Annotated in this window: 22 protein-coding genes and 2 tRNA genes; 13 read left to right on the top strand and 11 right to left on the bottom strand. The window is 53.7% G+C overall.

Annotated elements, in window-relative coordinates:
• Positions 1 to 32: 32 nt before the first annotated feature.
• Complete coding sequence (locus ACZF99_RS05965; RefSeq protein ID WP_483612569.1) at positions 33 to 1334, bottom strand: amino acid permease; 1302 nt, start codon at positions 1332 to 1334, stop codon at positions 33 to 35.
• A gap of 298 nt (positions 1335 to 1632) precedes the next feature.
• Here ACZF99_RS05965 and ACZF99_RS05970 point away from each other — a divergent pair, with 298 nt between their 5' ends.
• A complete protein-coding gene (locus ACZF99_RS05970) occupies positions 1633 to 2874 on the top strand; it encodes an MDR family MFS transporter (protein ID WP_483609905.1) in 1242 nt (413 codons plus the stop codon).
• Here ACZF99_RS05970 and ACZF99_RS05975 read toward each other — a convergent pair whose 3' ends face one another.
• Genes ACZF99_RS05975 through ACZF99_RS05990 form a run of 4 tightly spaced genes read right to left on the bottom strand, consistent with a single transcriptional unit; the run spans position 2875 to position 5530 of the window.
• Positions 2875 to 3729 carry an ABC transporter permease gene (locus tag ACZF99_RS05975; RefSeq protein WP_483609907.1) on the bottom strand — a complete coding sequence of 285 codons (855 nt, stop codon included), beginning with the start codon at positions 3727 to 3729 and terminating at the stop codon, positions 2875 to 2877. It lies immediately after the preceding gene.
• Entirely contained in the window at positions 3729 to 4646 is a 918-nt protein-coding gene (locus ACZF99_RS05980; protein ID WP_483609909.1) for an ABC transporter ATP-binding protein, read from the bottom strand. Before ACZF99_RS05980 ends, ACZF99_RS05975 begins: the two co-directional genes overlap by 1 nt.
• 23 nt (positions 4647 to 4669) lie before the next feature.
• Positions 4670 to 5080 (bottom strand): hypothetical protein, encoded by a 411-nt coding sequence (locus tag ACZF99_RS05985; RefSeq protein WP_483609911.1) that lies wholly within the window; start codon positions 5078 to 5080, stop codon positions 4670 to 4672.
• A gap of 12 nt (positions 5081 to 5092) precedes the next feature.
• Positions 5093 to 5530, bottom strand: coding sequence for a LytTR family DNA-binding domain-containing protein (locus ACZF99_RS05990; protein WP_483609913.1), 438 nt, complete (start codon positions 5528 to 5530; stop codon positions 5093 to 5095).
• A gap of 239 nt (positions 5531 to 5769) precedes the next feature.
• On the opposite strand from ACZF99_RS05990, the gene ACZF99_RS05995 reads away from it, so the two are divergent.
• The 8 genes from ACZF99_RS05995 to ACZF99_RS06030 all read left to right on the top strand — a co-directional run bounded on the left by ACZF99_RS05995 (position 5770) and on the right by ACZF99_RS06030 (position 12896).
• Positions 5770 to 6876, top strand: coding sequence for a LolA family protein (locus ACZF99_RS05995; RefSeq protein WP_483609915.1), 1107 nt, complete (start codon positions 5770 to 5772; stop codon positions 6874 to 6876).
• Between the two features lie 220 nt (positions 6877 to 7096).
• Positions 7097 to 8278, top strand: coding sequence for an alanine racemase (gene alr / locus ACZF99_RS06000; RefSeq protein ID WP_483609917.1), 1182 nt, complete (start codon positions 7097 to 7099; stop codon positions 8276 to 8278).
• A gap of 247 nt (positions 8279 to 8525) precedes the next feature.
• Positions 8526 to 8807, top strand: coding sequence for a CopG family ribbon-helix-helix protein (locus ACZF99_RS06005; RefSeq protein ID WP_018750966.1), 282 nt, complete (start codon positions 8526 to 8528; stop codon positions 8805 to 8807).
• A gap of 3 nt (positions 8808 to 8810) precedes the next feature.
• Positions 8811 to 9161: a type II toxin-antitoxin system PemK/MazF family toxin gene (locus tag ACZF99_RS06010; protein WP_009226461.1), complete on the top strand. Its 351-nt coding sequence runs from the start codon at positions 8811 to 8813 to the stop codon at positions 9159 to 9161.
• Between the two features lie 171 nt (positions 9162 to 9332).
• Positions 9333 to 9620 (top strand): hypothetical protein, encoded by a 288-nt coding sequence (locus ACZF99_RS06015; RefSeq protein ID WP_483609920.1) that lies wholly within the window; start codon positions 9333 to 9335, stop codon positions 9618 to 9620.
• 62 nt (positions 9621 to 9682) lie between these two features.
• Positions 9683 to 9844 (top strand): hypothetical protein, encoded by a 162-nt coding sequence (locus tag ACZF99_RS06020; RefSeq protein ID WP_483609922.1) that lies wholly within the window; start codon positions 9683 to 9685, stop codon positions 9842 to 9844.
• Between the two features lie 316 nt (positions 9845 to 10160).
• Entirely contained in the window at positions 10161 to 10514 is a 354-nt protein-coding gene (locus ACZF99_RS06025; protein WP_483609924.1) for a DUF4190 domain-containing protein, read from the top strand.
• A 147-nt stretch (positions 10515 to 10661) separates the two neighbouring features.
• Complete coding sequence (locus ACZF99_RS06030) at positions 10662 to 12896, top strand: Tex family protein (protein ID WP_483609926.1); 2235 nt, start codon at positions 10662 to 10664, stop codon at positions 12894 to 12896.
• A 204-nt stretch (positions 12897 to 13100) separates the two neighbouring features.
• Here ACZF99_RS06030 and ACZF99_RS06035 read toward each other — a convergent pair whose 3' ends face one another.
• The 4 genes from ACZF99_RS06035 to ACZF99_RS06050 form a co-directional block, all read right to left on the bottom strand.
• Positions 13101 to 13208, bottom strand: coding sequence for a helix-turn-helix domain-containing protein (locus ACZF99_RS06035; protein ID WP_483612571.1), 108 nt, complete (start codon positions 13206 to 13208; stop codon positions 13101 to 13103).
• 86 nt (positions 13209 to 13294) lie between these two features.
• The gene (cmpA, locus tag ACZF99_RS06040) at positions 13295 to 13435 is read right to left on the bottom strand and encodes a cortex morphogenetic protein CmpA (protein ID WP_483609928.1); all 141 of its coding nucleotides are present in this window, start codon (positions 13433 to 13435) and stop codon (positions 13295 to 13297) included.
• A 529-nt stretch (positions 13436 to 13964) separates the two neighbouring features.
• Positions 13965 to 15125: an IS4 family transposase gene (locus ACZF99_RS06045; RefSeq protein WP_483609930.1), complete on the bottom strand. Its 1161-nt coding sequence runs from the start codon at positions 15123 to 15125 to the stop codon at positions 13965 to 13967.
• Between the two features lie 540 nt (positions 15126 to 15665).
• A complete protein-coding gene (locus ACZF99_RS06050; protein WP_483612573.1) occupies positions 15666 to 16016 on the bottom strand; it encodes a hydrolase/acyltransferase in 351 nt (116 codons plus the stop codon).
• 126 nt (positions 16017 to 16142) lie between these two features.
• On the opposite strand from ACZF99_RS06050, the gene ACZF99_RS06055 reads away from it, so the two are divergent.
• Positions 16143 to 16613 (top strand): SprT family protein, encoded by a 471-nt coding sequence (locus ACZF99_RS06055; RefSeq protein ID WP_483612574.1) that lies wholly within the window; start codon positions 16143 to 16145, stop codon positions 16611 to 16613.
• 238 nt (positions 16614 to 16851) lie between these two features.
• Here the strand turns inward: ACZF99_RS06055 and ACZF99_RS06060 are convergent, their stop codons facing one another.
• Positions 16852 to 17409 carry an ArsR family transcriptional regulator gene (locus tag ACZF99_RS06060; protein WP_483609932.1) on the bottom strand — a complete coding sequence of 186 codons (558 nt, stop codon included), beginning with the start codon at positions 17407 to 17409 and terminating at the stop codon, positions 16852 to 16854.
• Between the two features lie 97 nt (positions 17410 to 17506).
• Positions 17507 to 18775 carry an MFS transporter gene (locus ACZF99_RS06065; protein ID WP_483609934.1) on the bottom strand — a complete coding sequence of 423 codons (1269 nt, stop codon included), beginning with the start codon at positions 18773 to 18775 and terminating at the stop codon, positions 17507 to 17509.
• A 242-nt stretch (positions 18776 to 19017) separates the two neighbouring features.
• Here ACZF99_RS06065 and ACZF99_RS06070 point away from each other — a divergent pair.
• The 3 genes from ACZF99_RS06070 to ACZF99_RS06080 all read left to right on the top strand — a co-directional run bounded on the left by ACZF99_RS06070 (position 19018) and on the right by ACZF99_RS06080 (position 20139).
• Positions 19018 to 19093: transfer RNA gene (locus tag ACZF99_RS06070), tRNA-Asn, on the top strand.
• A 10-nt stretch (positions 19094 to 19103) separates the two neighbouring features.
• Positions 19104 to 19192: transfer RNA gene (locus ACZF99_RS06075), tRNA-Ser, on the top strand.
• A gap of 437 nt (positions 19193 to 19629) precedes the next feature.
• Complete coding sequence (locus ACZF99_RS06080; protein ID WP_483609936.1) at positions 19630 to 20139, top strand: hypothetical protein; 510 nt, start codon at positions 19630 to 19632, stop codon at positions 20137 to 20139.
• Positions 20140 to 20288 lie beyond the last annotated feature (149 nt).

Genomic DNA, 20288 nt, shown 5'->3' on the forward strand with positions numbered 1-20288 from the left:
ACGGGAGAAACAGGGGAATGCAGGGTGCCAAACTACCGGGCTACTCGATCTCCCGGACGGGAGCGGAAGCGGACGGCCGACCAGACGATTAACAGGACGAGTATAGCCAGACATACGCCGATGCTGATGCGGTTCTGCGCGTCGAACAGGAACAGCAGCGCGATGATCGTCAGGCCGATTACGGTCAGAATCGTAATAGTAGGAAATCCCCAAACCTTAAAGCTTGGCGCGGCCGGATAACGCCGGCGCAGCTTCAACTGCGACATGCAAATCGCAATCCAGACGAGCAGCACGACAAAGCCGGGCACGGCCATCAGCAGGCGGAACAATCCCGCTTGATTAATTACGGCGAGCATGGAGCCGAGGATCAGCACAATGCCGCTGAGGATCAAGCTGTTGACCGGTACCCCCTTGGATGAAATCCGCGCGAGTTTGGCCGGCGCTTCGCCCCCGGTCGCCATCGAATGAAGCATTCGGGTTGCGCCGTAAATGCCGGAATTGGCCGCGGACAAAACGGCCGTAATCAGGATGAAGTTCATCAGATGCGCCGCGCCCTGCAGCCCCGCCGACGTCAGCACCTGCACGAACGGGCTGGTCTGCTCGCTGAGACTGTTCCACGGTACTAGCCCGCAGATGATCAAGATCGGCAAAGTATAAAACAGCACGACGCGCAAAATAAAGCTTTTGACCACCCGGGGCAGCACCTTTTCGGCGTCCTTGGCTTCCGACAAGGTGAGCCCGATCAACTCGGAACCGCCGTAGGAGAACATGACGACCAGCAGCGCCGAGAAGATCGCCGTCCATCCGTTCGGGAAGAAGCCGCCGTAGTCGATGTAATTGCGCGGGAACGATGCTTCCGCACCGGGGAGGAGGCCAAACAGCATAGCCACGCCGAGCAGGATAAATACGACGATCATCGCAATCTTGATCCCGGCGAGCCAAAATTCAAATTCGCCGTAGCCGCCCACACTCATCATATTAACGGCCAGGATAAAGACGGCGCTGGCCAGGCTGAGCACCCACAGCGGCGCGTCGGGCAGCCAGAATTGCAGGAAGCTGCCGGCCGCGATCACTTCGATGACGCAGACGGACAACCACATGAAACAATAAAGCCAGCCGAGGATGAAGGAGATTCGTTCCCCGAACGCTTCACGAATGAAGTCCTTCATGTTCCGACCGGGATACACGGTCGCCATCTCGGCAATCGCGCCCATGACGACAAGCAGCAGCAATCCGGCGAAGACGTAGGAGAAGATGACGCCGGGACCGGCCAGGCTGACCGTCTCGGCGCTGCCTTTAAAGATGCCGGTGCCGATGACGCCGCCCATGGCCATGAAGCTGATGTGGCGGGGCAGCAGTTTTTTCTGCAGCTTGGAAGAATCGGATTTCACGTAAATAAAGCCCCCTAACCAAAGTTGAACCGCTTAACAAATATACGGACTTATATTACACCAATTCCCCGGTCGGAGGAAATGAAATCATATCCGGTTGATTTTGCACAATTTCGTTGATTGGTCAGGTAGGCAAGCGCCCGGCAGCACGGATTCTATCGCGCCTTGACAATTATTTGCTTCGCGGGTTTAATAGGGAGATAGTTTTGGACAACTTGTGAACAAAGAAGGCGAACTCCGTATGAACGCAAATCTCAAGCAGATTCACCCTTTATCGTGGACCATCATCGTGGGGACGATATTTGGACGCATGGCTTCCTCCATGAGCATTCCGTTCTTATCCATCTATCTTATCAAATCGCTTGGAGCCTCTCCGTCCGAAACCGGAATCGTCGTTGCCGTCAGCTCGCTGATTGGGGTGTTCGCCAGCTTCTACGGCGGGTATATCTCGGATGTCATCGGACGCAAAAGGGTGCTGTATATTTCCATTTTCGGCTGGGTGCTCGTGTTCATCGGATTCGGTCTGGCGAATCAAATCTGGTTCTTCTTTGTCATGAACGCCTTGAACGGGTTATGCCGGGCGTTGTTCGAGCCGACCTCTCGGGCGCTGCTGGCCGATATCACCCCGCAGGAGAGCAAGATGCTGGTATTTAATCTGCGGTACGCAGCGATTAATCTCGGCGTCGTGGTCGGGCCGATCCTCGGTTTGCAAATGGGGGCTTCGGAGTCGGGGCTGGCTTTCTATATCGCCGGTCTCGTGTATTTGGCGTACGGGCTGGTTCTGGTATTCCAGTTCATGTTGCACAAGGAAATCGGGACGGTGGATCACGGAGCGGGCGAGCGCTTGTCGCTGAAGGGGGCCTTGCAGGTGACGGGTCGGGATCGGACCTTCTTGTACGTATTGGTCGGCATGATTTTCTGCGTGCTCGGGTACGGCCATTTCAGCTCTACGCTGGCGCAGTATCTGGAGATGTCGCCGGATATCCAAGACGGTGCCAAGCTGTTCGGCTATATGCTGTCGCTGAACGCCGTCGTCGTATTGGCGGTGCAGTTCCCGATCGTTAAGTTCGCCGGACGCTTCTCGCCGATCGTTCCGCTGCTGGCGGGCAATCTGTTCGTGTCCGGCAGCCTGCTGCTGTTCGGCTCAGTGCATGCGGTCTGGGCATTTCTGCTGGGCGTCGTCCTCTTTACGATCGGCGAAGTGCTGATGTTCACGATGACCGACGTGCTGGTCGACCGCATCGCCCCGGCCTCGATGCGCGGCACGTATTTCGGTATGTTCGGTTTCAACCAGTTAGGTAACGTACTCGCGCCGCTCGTAGGCGGGTTCCTGCTGGACGCCTTCGGCGTTCCGCAATCACTGCTCATCTTCGCGATCATCGCGCTAACGACCGCCTTTGGCGTGCCGTTCCTGTTGTTGGCCAAACGCCATTTGGCGGCGGAGGAGACTTCGGCCGCACATGCGGAGGCCAAGGGCGCTTGATTATTTGCTTTTGCGCGACACATTCAGCAAGGACAAGCCGAAGAAGACGATCGCGGTCGCCAGCAAAATGACGAGGCTTAACCAAGGCTCCACCCGGTAGCTGCCGAAATGATACACGACGCCCATACTTTCCGTAAAATCCGCCAGTGCACCGGCCGGCGCGCCGTTGAAGGAGACCTCCATGGGGCGTTCCAGCATGACGCTGCGGATCAGTACGCCGGCATGGGAGATGGGAAAGACTTTGATGACCCATTGCACGGCTTCGGGCAAGCTGCCCATCGGCACGTAAATGCCGGTCAGGAAACCGATCAGCGTTCCGATCACCGTGCTGGCCGCCGAGAAGGCGTTCTGGCTGCGCAGAAACGTGGTGATGAAGAAGACGATCGAACTGCTGGCGAGAACGGATAACACGATAAGTCCAAGCACTTTCAGTATACTGAGCAGCGGCAGCAGCTCCCCGTCCAGCACCAGGATATACAGCTCACCAAGAATAAAGGTGACGACGCTCATGATGACGCCGACGGAGCAGGCGCTAAGGATGTAGCCGCCGGTCAGTCGGCTTCTGCGAAGGGGAGACGTCGTGAAATCCTTGAGGATTTTGCGTGAGCGGTCTTCGACCATGATCCCGAAAGCCCCCATCGTCGAGGTGACGGAGGTAACGGCCAGAATGCCGGCCAGCACCCAACTGTTGATGAGGACCGAAGCCCCGTCGATCACCGGCAGACTATCCGCGATCGTGTCGCCCAGAAAGACGACGTAAAGTCCGAGAATGATGAATACGGCCAGCAGGGAAAACAATACGGCGGCGCGGTCCCTAAAAAAGATTTTCAAATTGCGGTTTGCCATGCTTAACATCAGCTTCGGACCTCCGTTCCCGTCAGGTTAATAAAGACATCGTCCATCGTGCCGTTGACGACTTCCAGGTTGGCGATATTGTCGCGGCACCGGTCAAGGATCCCGAACGCCTCCACGGTGCGATTGAGCGGAATGTGATAGATGCCTGCGGCATCCCGGTCGAAGGCAAGTCCCAACTCCGCCAGCAGGGCGTCCAGCTCGGCGCCGTTCACCGGCTTTATTTTCATCCGATCGGAAGCGTACCGGTTCTTGAGCTCCAGCGGCGTGCCCTGGGCCAACACTTCGCCGTGATCGATGATCGTGATGTAATCGGCTTGCGCGGCTTCTTCCATATAATGCGTGGTCAAAAACACCGTCATCCCCTGCTCCCGCTGCAGTTTGAGGACCATTTCCCACACCTTTTTGCGCGTTTGCGGATCCAGTCCGGTCGTCGGTTCATCGAGAAACAACACCTTTGGCGTATGGATCAAAGCCCGGGCGATGTCGGCCCTACGGCGTTGACCGCCGGACAGCTTGCCGTACGGCCGCTTCAGAAATTCGGCGACGCCCGCCGTTTCCGCCGCGGCTTCGATCGCCGCTTTAAGTTCCGGGCGAGACCGCCCGTACAGGCGGCCCCGGATTTGTAGATTTTCCTCCACGGTCAGCAGCGGATCCAGCAGGCTGTCCTGAAATACGATCCCGATGGAGGAGCGGATCCGGTCATCGTCCTGACCCAATCGGTACCCGTCGATGATCACCTCGCCGCCGTCCGGCTGAAGCTGGGTGGAGACGATATCGATCGTCGTCGATTTCCCCGCCCCGTTAGGCCCCAGAAAGGCGAACAAGCTGCCTTCCTTCACTGTAAAATCCACCTTCTTTACGGCCTCCAGCGAACCGAATTTTTTCCTGAGGCCGGTGACTTCAATTATATTCCCCATGATTTACTCCCCTCCGTTTTCGACTACTTGTTTTTCTGTTTGGATTGAATTTGCTGGTTGATCTTATCGGCATCGACGCGGTCTTTCATGATCAGAACGCCGTATACGGCAAAGTACACGGCCACCGACATGCCGCTGATCAGAGCAAAATTAGGCCAATTCATCGGAAAGACGTGAAACAGCCATCCGATGGCAAATACCGAGAACAACACGGTCACGATATCGACGGCGATGGAGGGCCATAGGCTCTTCCAGGGAATTCGGTCAGTGAGGATCATCAAGAGCTGGATGAACGTCGTCATGGCAAAAATCTGCAAGGCCAACTGGGTCGTTAGGGGAGGGAGTACATCAAGCAGTGACAGACCCGAGAATATCAAAATAATGAACGTAAATGAGATGCAGTCTATCGTGATGTAGGCTTTTAATTTAGACATTCTTCATCCCTCCTAGAAATTGAATTTTTCCTTAAATCCCTGGACATAGTGGCGGTTAATGATCAGCTTCTCCCCGTTTTGGAGACGAGCCTCGAAGCGCCCGTTAATCAAGGCTCTGACGCTGGACAGCTTCGCGATATTCATGATGCAGCTCTTGCTGATCCGCACGAAATCGGCTTTGGCCAACTGCTGCTCCAGCTCATAGAGCTTGAGGCTGCACTCGAAAACGTCTTTTGCGCAATATGCAAAGGTCTTGTCTTCGATGGATTCGAAATAGAAGATATCTTCCGGCCGCAAGGGATGTATGGCGCCGTCTTTTTTGCCGGTGATGGCAAAACCGTACAACCGGATCTGGGCGATCAGTTTCTCCAAATCGGCGTCGATCAGCCGGCATTTTACGGTGATTTCCACATCCTCGTAGTCGAGGGATTGATCGATGGTCAGTTTCAAAGGATTCACTCCTCGGGTTCCTGGATAAACGGGTTCAACCTTTGGCTTGGTTGGTGTGTTAACCATAGCACGCCTTTTTTTAAGGACGCAATACCGTGAGCGGTAAACTGCGTTTGCGGCAGGGTAACCTGCATCCTGCAACTTGTCTTTCCCGCGCAGGGGCTAGTCTGCATAATCGGCCAAGTTCCCTCATAGACATGTATCAGTTTAGGAAATCAAACTGCAGAGGGGATGATCTCATGCGCCGTTTCACGTGGATGCTGACCATCGTGATAGCCTTAAGCTTCGTGCTGGCTGCATGCGGGAAAAAGGACGCCGACGGCGTCGTCAAGGATTTGGACAAAGTGGTTGCCCAGTTGGAGAGTTACCAGGGCTCCGGCACGATGACGCTTTATACGGGTGACAAGCCTCAGGAGTACAAGGTGGAAGTCTGGTACCAAAACCCGTCGTTCTACCGGATCGCGCTCACCAATGCTCAAAAGGACGTCACGCAAATCGTGCTCCGCAACGAACAAGGCGTCTTCGTGCTGACGCCAAGCCTCAACAAGAGCTTCCGTTTCCAAAGCGACTGGCCGGAGAACCAGGGCCAGGTGTACCTGTTCCAAACGCTGGCTCGCAGCATCTTGAGCGACAGCGCGCGGCAATTCGAAAGCGACAAGGACAGCTACATTTTCGAAGTCGCGGCCAATTACAACACCCACGCTTTAGTGCGGCAAAAAATCTGGCTGGCTAAGGACAACTATGCACCGAAGCAAGTACAGGTATCGGATGCCGAAGCGAAAGTCGTCGTCGAAGTGAAATTCGATAAATTCGATTTTGATGCCAAATTCGACAACAACTCGTTTGACATGCAGCACAATCTGGATACGGCTGCCCAAGATTCCCGGGGCACGCTGCTTGAAGTCGACGAGAACGGCATGCTCGTGGAGAAGAAGCCGGAAGATCAGGCCGCGGGCGCGAACGGCGATGCGGAAGAAGGGAAAACACCGGCCACACCGGCGTTAACGGAACCTTTTGGCGTCATTATCCCGACCTACTTGCCGGAGGGCGTCTTGTACCAGGACGACAAAGCCGTGGAAGGCGCCGATCGTACGACCGTGCTGCTGCGGTATGATGGTACATATCAGTTTACGCTGTCGGAATCGCGTTCGCCGGATCGTACCGCTTCGCTCGTGCCGGGTGAACTGGTCGACATGGGCTTTACGTGGGGGCTTCTGACCGGTGATACGCTGCGGACGCTCACCTGGACCGTGGATGGTCTGGAATTCCGGATTACCAGCGAGAATTTGCCGGTGACCGAAATGGTTAAAATCGCCGCTTCGATGCAGGATCAAACCGGGAAATAAAAAAGGAACGGGCGGATAACGGCTGGGCCGACGGGAGGATTCTCCCGCCGACCCCGTCGATTCGCCCCTTTGTTCTATTAGAGAGGTTACCGTTCCATCGGATACGGCGCTTTCGGCAATTGGGTTCTTTTGCAGAATTGACAGTCGCATCCATGGACATTACCATTAGATTATTGCTCAGATATTTGAACTCTCAATCTTTGGAGAAGGTGACCCGAAAGTGCAAGTGATGTATCGACCAACCCATGCGGAAATTGATTTGGACGCGCTGCGCGGCAATTTCGAGGAATTGCGGAGAAGACAACCGGCGGACATGAAAATGCTGGCATGTGTAAAAGCTAATGCGTATGGGCATGGCGCCGTGCCCGTGGCGAAGGAACTGGAACGGATCGGCGCGGATTATCTCAGCGTCGCGTTCCTGGACGAAGCGCTGGAGCTCCGGAAAGCCGGCATCAAGCTGCCGATTCTGGTGCTCGGGTATACGCCGCCCCACGGTGTTCGAACGGCCTGGGAGCACGACATCACGTTGAATGTCTTCAGCAAGGAAGTGCTTGAGGCGATCGAAGCGCTGGATCTTAATGAGTTCCCGCATCAACTGAAAGTCCATATCAAAATCGATTCCGGCATGGGCCGCGTCGGACTGCTGCCCGGAGACGAGGCGGTCGCCTTCATACGCAAGGCCATACAAGCGCCGCAGGTGAAAGTGGAAGGCTTGTTCACCCACTATGCCACGGCGGACGAGGAAGACAAAAGCTATACATTGGAACAATTCCGCCGGTTCCAGGGCGTGGTGGACGCGCTGCGGGAGCATGAAATTCGCATCCCGATCATACATACGGGGAACAGCGCGATCGCCATCGATCTGCCGGAATTGTCGGTACAAATGGTTCGCATCGGCATCGCTTTGTACGGCCTGTATCCGTCCGACGAGGTACGCCGCGATCAAGTGCGGCTGACCCCGGTTCTTTCGCTGAAAACCGAAACGGTGCGAGTCAAAACGCTGCCGCCCCATTCCGCCATCAGCTATGGCGCGAAATACGTCACCCAAGGGGAAGAGCGAATAGCCACCCTTCCGATCGGGTATGCCGACGGATATTCGCGATTGCTGAACGGCAAGGCGCAAGTACTGATACGCGGCCGCCGCGTCCCTGTAACCGGCGTGATTTGCATGGACCAATGCATGGTATCGCTTCAAGCTTTGGCTGATGAAGCCGAAGAAATTCAAGCCGGCGAGGAGGTTGTGCTCATCGGCCGGCAAGCCGGCGAGGAAATTACCGCCGGGGAGCTGGCTTCCGCTATGGGAACGATCCATTACGAGTTGATTTGCATGTTGGCCCACCGGGTGCCCAGGGTATACAAACGGAAGGGCGAACCTGACGTATTGCTGAACCCGCTGCTGTGACGAAATGGAGCGGCAGACAAAATTCAACAAATCTTTTACCCTGAAGGAAGGAATTTATGCCGGGTCTAGCGAATACTAAACATGGAAATGATCAGGTATGTACGGCACTCGCGTTTTTGTTTATAATGAAATGCAGCATACTTGATATACTATCGGCATATATTTCTTTTGTATAAATTTCCTTGAATAATGCTATACTGATATCAGGAAACAGGGTCGAGTAGGTTTTGGGGGTGGAAGTTTTAAGATGGCCAATATGCACAACACCAAAAGGATTATGATCAGTTTGCCGGATCATCTTTTGCAGGAAGTCGATGGAATCGTAGCGATGGAGAATTCCAACCGCAGCGAGTTGATCAGGCAGGCCATGAAGCTGTATCTGAACGAGCGGAAGAAACGTTTTATCCGGGAATCGATGCAGCGCGGCTACATGGAGATGGCAAAAATCAATTTGTCCATGGCCTCCGAAGCGTTCCACGCGGAAGAAGATGCAGACATCACTCTGGACCGCCTAGTAAGCGGGGTGTAAACATTGATCGTAAAGCGCGGCGACGTTTTTTTTGCAGACCTCTCCCCTGTGGTGGGTTCCGAGCAGGGCGGGGTCAGACCGGTGCTTATCATCCAGAATGATATCGGGAATCGATTCAGCCCAACGGCCATTGTTGCCGCTATTACGGCGCAAATCCAAAAGGCGAAGTTGCCTACCCATGTCGAGATTGACGCGGCCACGCATGGATTTGACCGGGATTCCGTCATCTTGCTGGAGCAAATTCGAACGATCGATAAACAAAGATTAACGGATAAAATTACGCATTTGGATGAGGAGACGATGAAGAAAGTGAACGATTCGCTGCTCATCAGTCTCGGTTTAATCGATTTTTGAGTCTTCTTAAGCTAATGCGTTTTCAGTTTTACTGCAAGCGCTTCGGACTTTGCTCCGGGGCGTTTTTTGTTTTGCCGATAATATTGATAAAAGGATCTTATGATTTTGCTACTTCGAGCGCGGGCAATTCGAGTACGATGTAGGTAATCACCGATAAAGGAGAGGTTGCCGTTGAACGCTCAATATGAAATCTATGACGATCCCTTCAAAATGTTGATTCTGCTGGCGACGATCGTGGCGGAGCAGCAAGGCCGCGAGCTGGATTACGAGAACGTGGGGCCGTTCGAGAACGACAAATTCTCGCTGACGAACGGCCGGTTCCTGTACAAGAAGGATCAGGTCGAGATCACCTGGTACCGGTTCCTGGGGCGCGATATCCAGTGCAACAAGGATCTGACCCGGCAGGAATACAACCGGATGTTCGTGGATTGCATGGCATCAGTTTACGGAGTGAGCTGAGCTCCCGAACAAACCAAAGTGCAAGCGCAAGGGAGTCCCTGCGGCTTGCACTTTTTCGTTTTTTGGTTGAACATCGGCTTAATCGGTCCGCAGGGCGTAAATCGGGCGGAGTTTGGCTATCTTTGTTGGCCGGGATCATCCCGAAGACGACACCGATAAACAGCGAAAAGCCGAAGGCGATCAGGACGATCGGGAACGAAACGGTCGTCGTCAGCGCCGGGTAGCGGCCGATCATCGTGCTGGCGCCGTAAGCCCAGCCCGATGCCGATCAGCCAGGTCCAATTGTTGCGCATCCAGGGAGGATTGCTGCGCCTTGAGGTTGTCGGAGTTAGCGGTGCCCTCGAACGTAAGCAGCACCTGGCCTTTCTTCACGACGTCGCCCGCTTTCACGCGGACCTCGTTGACCCTGCCTTCGTCTTTTGTAGGACGCTTCTGAGCAATTTTTTGCCAAGGCCGGGGATGGCCGAAAAATATATCATGGCGTCATCCGCCGCGATCTAGTACAATTAATGTAACATTTTCCGGGGAGGACCTTTTTTCATGGATCAACGTCCGTCTGAAGTACCTTATTCGTATTCCACTTTCAGCCAATATCCGCTGTCGGCACCGCCGGCGCCGCCAAAAACGAACGGCAAATCGATCGCTTCGCTGGTGCTGGGCATTCTCTCGATTGTCATACCGTACGTCGGTTTTATTTTAGGGATCGTCGCCATCGTCTTTTCCAGCCTGTCGTTAAAAGAGATCAAACGTACGGGCGAGCAGGGCAAGGGACTCAGCATTGCCGGCCTCGTTTGCGGCATCATAGGTACGGTGCTGTACGGCATTATTCTGCTGATCGTTATCATCGCGATTTTGGTATATGCTTCATCTCCAGACGTATACAGCACGTTTTAAATTTGTCGAATCAAAGCACCGCTGCCCTGGGCGCGGTGTTTCTTCGTTTTCTCGGACACAGCTTCGTCTGGACAAGCTGGAAATGCGGCGCAAAGTTTGTGATAATAGAAACAATCGCAATTTTTTGAATGAAAGAGGGATTCGGCCATGGCGCAAACGGAGACGAACGGAACAGCGGCGCAAGGGGCGGCTGATGCGAAGGAGCAAGAGCGAATCATCGTCCAAATCGCCAAGGAGCTGGGACTATCTCTGAAGCAGGTGCGAACGACGATCGGGCTGCTGGACGAAGGCAACACGATTCCGTTTATCGCCCGTTACCGGAAGGAAATGACCGGGGAACTGGATGAGAACCAGCTTCGCAGCATTGAGGAGCGGACGCAATATCTCCGTAACCTGGAGGAACGGAAGCGGGAAGTCGTGCGGATCATCGATGAGCAGGGCAAACTGACGGACGAGCTGGCGGCCGCGATCGCCAAGGCGGTGAAGCTGCAGGAAGTGGAGGATTTGTACCGGCCATACCGTCAAAAGCGGAAAACCCGAGCCAGCGTAGCCAAAGAGAAGGGGCTGGAGCCGCTGGCGGAATGGTTGCTGTCGCAGCCGAAGCAGGGGGAGCCGCTGGCGGAAGCGACGAAGTTCACGGCGGTAGCCGGGATCGAAAACGGCGTGGAGACAGCCGAAGAGGCGTTGCAGGGCGCGATGGATATCGTGGCCGAACAGGTTGCGGATGAGGCTGCCACTCGGGCATGGGTTCGCAAATATACGATGGATCACGGGCTGATGGTGTCCGAGGCGAAGACGCCGGAAGAAGAATCCGTTTACGAGATGTACTACAACTACCGGGAAGCGGCGAAAAAAATGCCGTCCCACCGTATCCTCGCGATGAACCGCGGCGAACGGGAGAACGTGCTGAAGGTGACGCTGGAGGTGGATGCCGAGGCGATTTGCCGCTACATCGCCGGCCAGGTAATCCGCGGGCGTTCCGCGACGGAGAACGTGCTGCGCGCGGCGATCGAGGATGCCTATAAACGCCTGATCGCTCCGTCGATTGAGCGAGAGGTGCGCGGCGAGCTGACGGAGAAGGCCGAAGCCCAGGCGATCTCCATCTTCGCCGGTAATTTGCGCAGCTTACTGCTGCAGCCGCCGGTTCGCGGCAAGCGCGTGCTGGGCGTCGACCCGGCCTACCGGACCGGCTGCAAGCTCGCCGTCGTCGACGACACCGGCAAGTTGCTGGAGGTGGCGGTCACCTACCCGACGCCGCCAAACAACAAGAAGCGGGAAGCGGCGGCCAAGTTCCACGAGCTGATCGACAAATACGACGTCGAGCTGATCGTCATCGGCAACGGCACCGCTTCGCGCGAGACGGAGCAGTTCGTTGCCGAGGTGATCGCCGAACGCAAGAGCAAGGACCGCGAGTTGGCGTACCTGATCGTTAACGAGGCGGGCGCTAGCGTGTATTCGGCCTCCAAGCTGGCGCAGGAGGAGTTCCCGGATCTCGACGTTGCGGAGCGTAGCGCGGTGTCTATCGCACGGCGGCTGCAAGACCCGCTCGCGGAGTTGGTCAAGATCGAGCCGAAAGCGATCGGCGTCGGGCAATATCAGCACGACGTGTCCCAGAAGCATCTCGACGAAAGCTTGAAGAACGTCGTCGAATCGGCCGTTAACCACGTCGGCGTGGACGTTAATACCGCTTCACCGGCGCTCTTGTCCTACGTGTCCGGCGTCAACGCGACGACGGCGAAGAACATCGTCAAGTTCCGCGAGGAGAACGGGCGCTTCAAGAGCCGAAAACAGCTGCAGAAGGTGCCGCGGCTTGGCGCCAAGACGTTCGAGCAGTGCGTCGGCTTCCTGCGGATCGACGGGGGCGAGCACCCGCTCGACAAGACGCCGATCCACCCCGAGTCCTATAACGTGGTAAACCGGCTGTTCGCCGAGTTGGGCGTTTCCTTGGATCAGTTGGGCTCCAAAGAGCTGAACGTGAAGCTGGCTGCGCTGGAGCCGAACGAGCTGGCGCCGCGTCTGGAGGTTGGCGTTCCGACATTGCGCGATATTCTCGAAAGCCTGCAGCGCCCGGGGCGCGACCCGCGCGAGGAGCTGCCGCTGCCGATCTTCCGCACCGACGTGCTGAAGATCGAGGACCTGGTTCCGGGCATGGAGCTGCAAGGTACCGTGCGCAATGTGATTGATTTTGGCGCTTTTGTCGATATCGGAATCAAAAACGACGGGCTTGTGCACATCTCCCAGCTAAGCAACGGGTACGTGAAGCATCCGATGGACGTCGTCTCCGTCGGTGACAACGTTACCGTTTGGGTTATGAACGTGGACGTCAAGAAAGGCCGGGTCGGGTTGACGATGCGGGGCCCCGCCGAGGTTAAGGCGCAATAATGCAGTGAAACGAAAAGAGCCGAAGCAGCGGGGGTTCCTGCGGCTTACGGCTCTTTATGCGATCCGGGAACTGTAGTACCTGCTCCCGCTCCCGCTTTCCTCGCTACAGCCCGGCACTCTGCCTTGGCTTGTCTGGGGCGAGGACGAGGATCCTTTCTGGTCGTCGTGAATGCTCGCTGTACTGCAGGTCGAGCATCACCTTGGTCATACCGTTTCGCGTACGGTGCCGGACATATCGGCGAGCTGCTGATGCGTCAGCTTGAAGGCGATGAGAACGCCGTCCGGTTTCCGCGTGTCAGCTGTATGTGGGATGAACGATTATTGTGAGAACACGGGGCCGTTCCAAGCAGGTGTTTGCGCTGCTGCGGAGCCGCCCCTTTGGTTTTTGTGAAGAGCCGCTATTGTATCGGGTTGGTGTTGTCGGTTTGGCTATTCCGGCGGCTGTAGTAAAAGAACCAACAATCGTTGAGCAGTCGAATCTGACGGCGATCCCTCTTGTTAAAGGCACGCATGATCTGATTGCTGAGCCAATTCGGCAAGCGTATCCCCTCCTCCGGTAACCCATTGGTATGGTTAAGGTATGGGGCATTCCCCCAATCCGTGCAAGTCCTCCAGTAAATGAGACTGAATTTCCGGCTTTTGATCGCAAAGCGGTATCGGCTGAACGGATAAAGTCTCTACGTTCCGTTCGCGCAACTGCTCACATAGGCATCCTCCGGACACCACTATCCGCACCGGGCTAACGGAACTGAGAGACGTTATATGCTCAAAGAGGGGAATGTTCGAATCTAACGGAACGAGGAGACCTTATTTGTGGTGAAACCTGCAAAATAGCTGCCCATACCGTCGAATAAGGTCATTAGGTTCCGTTACAGCGGGAAATAGTCGGGAAATGGCACTAGCCTTGCATAGAAGCTGACATGGATTGGATTAAGAATCAAAAGTATACATGAAGTGTATCTAGACCAAATATTTTGCAGTTAGTTATCCAGGCTCATCGCCAAAAAGTCGATCTCCCTGTAAGCATAGGATCATGTTACCAATTATTGTATATATGCCCTTGTGTAACTATTTCTTGATCAATTTTACGGTCTTGTGCACCTTAGGATGCTTTCGAGGGCGACCGAGCTTCTTTTTCTTACGCCTACCAAGTGAATGCTTGGTCGGCTTGCGGTTCAATCGCTCCACAAATGCAGTCCATGAGGATGTTATATACGCTCGCAGCATCTTCAAAAAGGACCACAAGCGCTGAGGGGGTGCGGACTCTTGATGAATCAACTGCAGTAAGGCATGAGCAATCATCGCCAAATAGATTTGGTTCCACACCGCCTCTGGCTTGTAGCTGTATAGATGAACAAGACTTACATGTTGTTTCATCCATTTGAAAAACAGCTCGATGGCCCAGCGCCCACGATAGATGTCACTGATCTGTACAGCTGTTCGATCCCATACGTTTGTCAGAACCCGGTACAGACGTTCTTTGTCATCGATGTACTCCACCAATCGCAAAGAAACCTCCACTTGTTCTTTCGTTTCTTTATCCGTGTAGGATACGGTGACATCGGCATCGCGAAGGATCGAAGGGAACTCGGAAACATCGCGTTCTTCCTTCACAACGGTTCGGCTGTTTTTCTGGATACGTGCGACGAAGCGAATATTGTTTTCTAACCAATGCTTGAATTGGCTATACACAATGTAACCGCGGTCCATCACATGAATCGCCCTGGGATCGACGACGAGATCCAGCGCGACTTCCGAGTCTGCGACGCCTCGAGTGGAACAGACCATCTGATCGCAATAGCAGAGGCCTGGGCGGGCTAATACGACACTCGTATGAATCTTAATGCCATTGCTTGTCTGTGAATTATAAGCCCATTTACCCGCCATCTCTGGAAGAGACAACACCGTCGAATCGATGATGCGCAGCTTTCCGAGATGAGCCCCTTTTTGCGCTGAACAAACCTGATTTTGCTTAGAGATCAATTGGAACCAAAGCTCTTGCAGTTCCACTAATGGAAGTGCGTTTAAGGTCCGGTCAATCTGAGAAGCGCTGATGCGGACAAGACCAATATCTTGTTGTAACTGCGGATTCGCATCGAGATGAAGGCTAATGGTCTCCAGATCGCTACGTTGGCTTAATTGGGCTTCGATCAACAGCTTAACCGCTTTGACGAAAGTGAACTTGCGACGATAATTAAACAACGGAAAATGATCGTCGGATAAATCCATGTAATCTAGGCATTTACAAATGACGGTCTGATCTGGTACATTACCCATAGTGAGCTCCTTTTGTGAGAGGAATGGGTAACATGCCTATCCTTCAACATTAGGAGTTTTTTTATGGATTTCCAGAGTGATTCCATCAATTTCTTCAATATTTAGGAATTTGTGAGAACATTATTTTTCTTATGTCAGGTTTGGTGCAAGGCTAGTGGGGAAATGGGCAAATAAGGTCCGTACGTTCCGTTAGAGCGACGTGAGCTTACAAAGAGCAACGTAAGCCTACAGAAAACAACGCCGTGCATAGAGCGACGAGCCATTGCGGAGTGGGACGCTGGATTGGACCTACAGAGCGTCCACGAGCTGGCAGCGAGCGGCGCGGGGGTCGGCTGACAGGGGCCCACGTCGGGCCCGCGAGCCCCAACGCCCTGCCGAAGCGGCGCCAGGGCTGGCCGCCAGCAAGCCAAAAAAGCCGGCCCGATGAGCCCCATGAGAGGGGCAACTGAACCGGCCGGCTTCATTTTCTTGTGTCTCCTGCGCATCCGAAGGTTACGCGCCTTCTTCCTCGTACCATTGCTCCAGTTGCGCCTGGAGGGCGCGGATTTCGGTGAGCAGCGAAATCAGGGGGTAATTTTCCTCGCGGATCGCGGAAAAAGCGGACTCCAGCCCGTTGATGTAATCCAGCCCGCTTGTGATCCGCAGCGATTCCTGCAGGAGATCGAGCCGGTCGCATTCGGCAATCGCGCGCGGCAGCGACGGAATCTCCGAGGCCGTTAATTTATCGATTTCCTTGTTCAGCCGCAGATTCAAAGCGCTGAGCTGATAGGCGTAGTCGCGGGGCATTTCAACGAAGATCAGATCCTGATTTTGCTGCAAAATGACGTATCTCATTAGGGACATAGACATGCTTGCGATTCTCCTTTTCTATCCATCCTACTTGACAGTGTAGCGTAAGGAGAAGTTAAAATTCAAGTAATGAATCTAGCGGATTTCTTGCGCTCACGGCAACAGGAAGGGGAGAGGATGATGACGGATGAGCAGTTGCAAGCCTGGATCGAGCAAATTTCGCTGCGTTCCTTCGGCGTGCCTTTCCGGCACCAAGCCCGTTTTAACAGCAGGTTAAGAACCACCGGGGGACGTTATTTTATGAAAACCCACCATATCGAAATTAATCCCGCCCAGCTCGCGGCTTATGGGGAGGAGGAAGTCGAGCGCATCATCAAACACGAATTGTGCCATTACCATCTGCACCTGGCGGGACGAGGGTATCAGCATCGCGATGCGGACTTTAAGGCCCTGCTCCAAAAAGTAGGCGGCAGCCGATACTGCCACGCTTTGCCCGGGAGCAAGCAGCGAAAAACCTTGCCGCACCGCTACAAGCTGGTGTGCGCGGATTGCGGGATGGAGTATTTACGGAAACGCCGCGTCGACCCGAACCGGTACCGCTGCGGCAAATGCGCCGGCCGGCTTCGCCTATATGCGTTATCCGGCGGCTAAGGATGTGCTATACTTAAATCAAACCACGTAAGGAGTGATTTGAAGATGGCTCAATCTCAAGCCAAAAAACAGCGGCAAAAGCTGATCCGTGAAGGAAAACGCAGCCCGGAACTCAGCCGCAGTCCGTTTGCGTTCCAGGATTTGCGAACCCGGAAGACGAAAACGAAGCAGGAACAACTGCATCGGCAAAAATATAAGAACCACGCTTCCATTTACGGAGACGATGGTTCTTTTATTTTTACGATTCCGGTTCGCTGCTTTTCGCGAGGGTCAAAAAGAGCTCATACCGGTGGCTCTCATCCGAAATTTTCTTCTCGTGTTTATCGCAAAACGCCATGATCCACGCATGAAACTCTTCGGCTTCCTGCGGGGTTAAGTAGAGAATGTTGTTGGTCAATTGACCGGACGACGATTCTTTCCGGGATGTCTTCAAGAATCGTTTTTTGCTTTCATCATACAGATGGCTCAGCAGCTTCTCGGTTTCCGTTAAGGCGACCGGCTTGAGCGACTCATCGAAATGACTTTTTTTGATTTGGATCGGTCCGTCAAAAGGAACATAATACTTCGCGGTAATGCCGTTAATCACCTTCGTGTCCGCGAGCTGCAGGAGACCGATGCTCTCCAGCTTTTTGGCATGATAATAGACCTTGGCCGGAACCTCGCCCATCGTATCCGCCACTTCCTTCATCGTCGCCGGATGATTCAATTGCTTGAATGTATCCAGGATTTGAAGGCGATACGGGTCGGAGTAGATCCGAATGTCCTCCAGCGTTTTCAATTCCATCGCGTTACTCACCCCTGCAAGCCCCCTACCCGAACATCAGAAGTTGATTGTCATTGATTTAAGTATAGCTTGGGCCCGGAAAATGCGCAAAGCATGAAGCCTGCCGTGATCAAATTTCCATAAAGCTTCGCTGCCTTAGCAGCAACAAGACGGGAATCAGCAGAAGGAGTCCAAAGCCCACATACAGCAGTTGGACCTGCACCCATTCCCCCAGGATTCCGGCCAAGGTGCTCCCCGCCGGTATAGCGCAGGTACAGACCATCCCGTATAACGCTCCGACACGGCCAAGCAACTCCTTCGGTACAGTTTCCATGAGATAGGTAGTGGAAGGCGTGCTGCATAATGAAACAGACAAACCGATGCCAAAACAGAACAGCGTGGCCAGGGCAAGCGGTTGAATCAGTACGATCGCAGGCAAGTACATCAACGCATAATTCGCGCCAAGCAGCAGGTAACCGGTCAGGATGAGCGTGCTTTTTTTATAAGCTGCGCCTCTTCTTCCAATCCATAATCCGCTGACAATCGTACCGCAGACCAGGCTCATCCCCATGAGGCTTAAGCCGGTGGGTCCCGAATGCAGGATTTCATCGACATAGACGGTATTCAGCACGTTAAACGGCGACAAGCAGAAGTTTACGAAGGCCGCGGCGATAACGATCGTAATGAGAAGTTTATTGGATTTGAGATACTGCAACCCTTCCTGGAGTTCTTGAAAAAACGAGGAATCTTGTACGGCGTTGCGATGAGGTGCAGGCGAAGTCCGTCCGGCTCCCCGGATCAGCAGAATCAAAGCGGCGGCGATCGTGAAAGTGAGTCCGTCGACCAGAATCGCTGCGGAGATTCCCAAGGACGCAATGATACCGCCGACGGCCGCCATGCCCGCCAATTCGGCCGCTCGTGTGGCGGAGGTGCTGAAGGAATTGCCGCTGAGCAATTGATCCTTGGGCAGCAACTGAGGAACCAGGGCCAACTCAGCGGGAGAAGCGAAGCATTCCAGCGTGGAGGTGAGCAGCGTCAGTACATATAGATGCCAGGGAAGCAGCCAGCCTTGCCAATAGAGAAAAGCCGTGAAGCAGACGATCAGGCCGCGCCCCAGATAGGTGAGCGCCGCGACATGCTTCTTGGACCAGCGATCGACCAGGGTTCCGGCGAAAAAGCTAAAGGCGAGGTTCGGAATAAAATTGAGTGCAAACAAGGTGCCCATCATCAGTTTGGAGCCGGTGAGCATGTAAACCATCCAGCTGTAGGCGATGGAATCCACGGAATCCCCAAAGCGGGAGATGACGCGCGCCAACAATAGGTACATAAACGATTTATACATCGCCAATTCTCTAAACCCGGTAAAGGGTTGACTTTTAACCCGTACTTCTTGGCTCATAGGCACCTACCCTTAAAATAAATTCATATGTTAAAAATAATTTAACGTTATGTTTATTTTATAATCTTTTTTCGCACGGAATGCAATTCTTTTTTTGGGTGGCTTGTCCTTATGGATGCCAACGGGGGGTGGCTCTGCCCCAGAGCGGGTTGGGGAAAGAAGGCAGCGCTTCGAAAGCGCTTCGAATCTTGACTTTGCTACGGAAGCGTGATAAATTAATTGGTGTTCTCGATATTTTTCGTTCCCCGATAGCTCAGTCGGTAGAGCACTCGACTGTTAATCGAGTTGTCACAGGTTCGAGTCCTGTTCGGGGAGCCATTTCATTCTTGGAGAGATACCCAAGTGGCTATAAGGGGACCCTCTGCTAAGGGGTTAGACTGCGTAAGCGGTGCGAGGGTTCGAATCCCTCTCTCTCCGTTTTGGAATTACATCGATACAAAGAACCTCCCGATCATCCGGGAGGTTCTTTTGCAGAGGGATGAGAACCCTCAATTGGAGGGGGCGTCGGAGCATAGGCTTCGGGAGGATTGCATCGCAGTCTCGAACGAAGTGAGAGTATCCCTCTCTCTCCGTTTTGGAATTACATCGATACAAAGAACCTCCCGATCATCCGGGAGGTTCTTTTGCAGAGGGATGAGAACCCTCAATTGGAGGGGGCGTCGGAGCGTAGGCTTCGGGAGGATTGCATCGCAGTCTCGAACGAAGTGAGAGTATCCCTCTCTCTCCGTTTTGAAATTACATCGATATAAAGAACCTCCCGATCATCCGGGAGGTTCTTTTGTGCAACAACTTCTCCAAACTTTACGTTAATCAGATATAAGCCAATACACATTCGTTCTGAGGGAGAAGTTGGAATGAAAAGATATTTTCATATTACGGCAATAATTGGACTCCTATTTTTAATACTTGCTGGATGCGGCGCAGGGGTTCAAGGTGAAGAAAAAACGGCCGAGCAATTTGTGGAACAACAAGGTTATAAAGTTACTTCTCGCATGGGGGAAGTTCATAAGTACATTTTGGACCAAAGCAAACTTTACGGAGGCACCGGAACAATACTGTATCAACAAAGCTGGGGGGTTCAGACTACGGAACCTGACAAATATTTTGGCAAAGAGATAACCCTATACGGATTTACCGTTTCAAATCATCCTTTGGAGCAAACGTATAAAGCCAAAACAAATGTTTATGTCATGCTTGCCGATGGAGGCGTGATTGGCGGATATTCGTTTCCGGATATCGAGGACTTGGCAGGTAGCGTTTATTCATGGGATGGCAAAACATTGGAGGAAATAACCGGACAGACTTTTAAAGACTGGTCCGAAAATTGGAAAGGGAAGTACGCTCCAGATGATGCGGTTAAATGAGAATAGTCGTATGAAACGGATTGGCGGGCCTGATTCCCGCCTTTTTGCGTTAAAGGCTTTTCCGCACCTATAGGATGCTCTGTGGCCCCCTACTTTGCTCGTCATATGTTCCTCAAGGATTCTTCGATCCCATAGCGCCGGGTACAACT

The organism is Paenibacillus sp. JL3B1040, assembly GCF_057063165.1.

Excerpts from the sequence above, each read along its gene's own strand:
- ACZF99_RS05965 (WP_483612569.1), bottom strand. The coding sequence starts at position 1,334 with ATGGCCATGGGCGGCGTCATCGGCACCGGCATCTTTAAAGGCAGCGCC.
- ACZF99_RS05970 (WP_483609905.1), top strand. The coding sequence starts at position 1,633 with ATGAACGCAAATCTCAAGCAGATTCACCCTTTATCGTGGACCATCATC.
- ACZF99_RS05975 (WP_483609907.1), bottom strand. The coding sequence starts at position 3,729 with ATGTTAAGCATGGCAAACCGCAATTTGAAAATCTTTTTTAGGGACCGC.
- ACZF99_RS05980 (WP_483609909.1), bottom strand. The coding sequence starts at position 4,646 with ATGGGGAATATAATTGAAGTCACCGGCCTCAGGAAAAAATTCGGTTCG.
- ACZF99_RS05985 (WP_483609911.1), bottom strand. The coding sequence starts at position 5,080 with ATGTCTAAATTAAAAGCCTACATCACGATAGACTGCATCTCATTTACG.
- ACZF99_RS05995 (WP_483609915.1), top strand. The coding sequence starts at position 5,770 with ATGCGCCGTTTCACGTGGATGCTGACCATCGTGATAGCCTTAAGCTTC.
- ACZF99_RS06005 (WP_018750966.1), top strand. The coding sequence starts at position 8,526 with ATGGCCAATATGCACAACACCAAAAGGATTATGATCAGTTTGCCGGAT.
- ACZF99_RS06025 (WP_483609924.1), top strand. The coding sequence starts at position 10,161 with ATGGATCAACGTCCGTCTGAAGTACCTTATTCGTATTCCACTTTCAGC.
- ACZF99_RS06030 (WP_483609926.1), top strand. The coding sequence starts at position 10,662 with ATGGCGCAAACGGAGACGAACGGAACAGCGGCGCAAGGGGCGGCTGAT.
- ACZF99_RS06045 (WP_483609930.1), bottom strand. The coding sequence starts at position 15,125 with ATGGATTTATCCGACGATCATTTTCCGTTGTTTAATTATCGTCGCAAG.
- ACZF99_RS06050 (WP_483612573.1), bottom strand. The coding sequence starts at position 16,016 with ATGTCCCTAATGAGATACGTCATTTTGCAGCAAAATCAGGATCTGATC.
- ACZF99_RS06055 (WP_483612574.1), top strand. The coding sequence starts at position 16,143 with ATGACGGATGAGCAGTTGCAAGCCTGGATCGAGCAAATTTCGCTGCGT.
- ACZF99_RS06065 (WP_483609934.1), bottom strand. The coding sequence starts at position 18,775 with ATGAGCCAAGAAGTACGGGTTAAAAGTCAACCCTTTACCGGGTTTAGA.
- ACZF99_RS06080 (WP_483609936.1), top strand. The coding sequence starts at position 19,630 with ATGAAAAGATATTTTCATATTACGGCAATAATTGGACTCCTATTTTTA.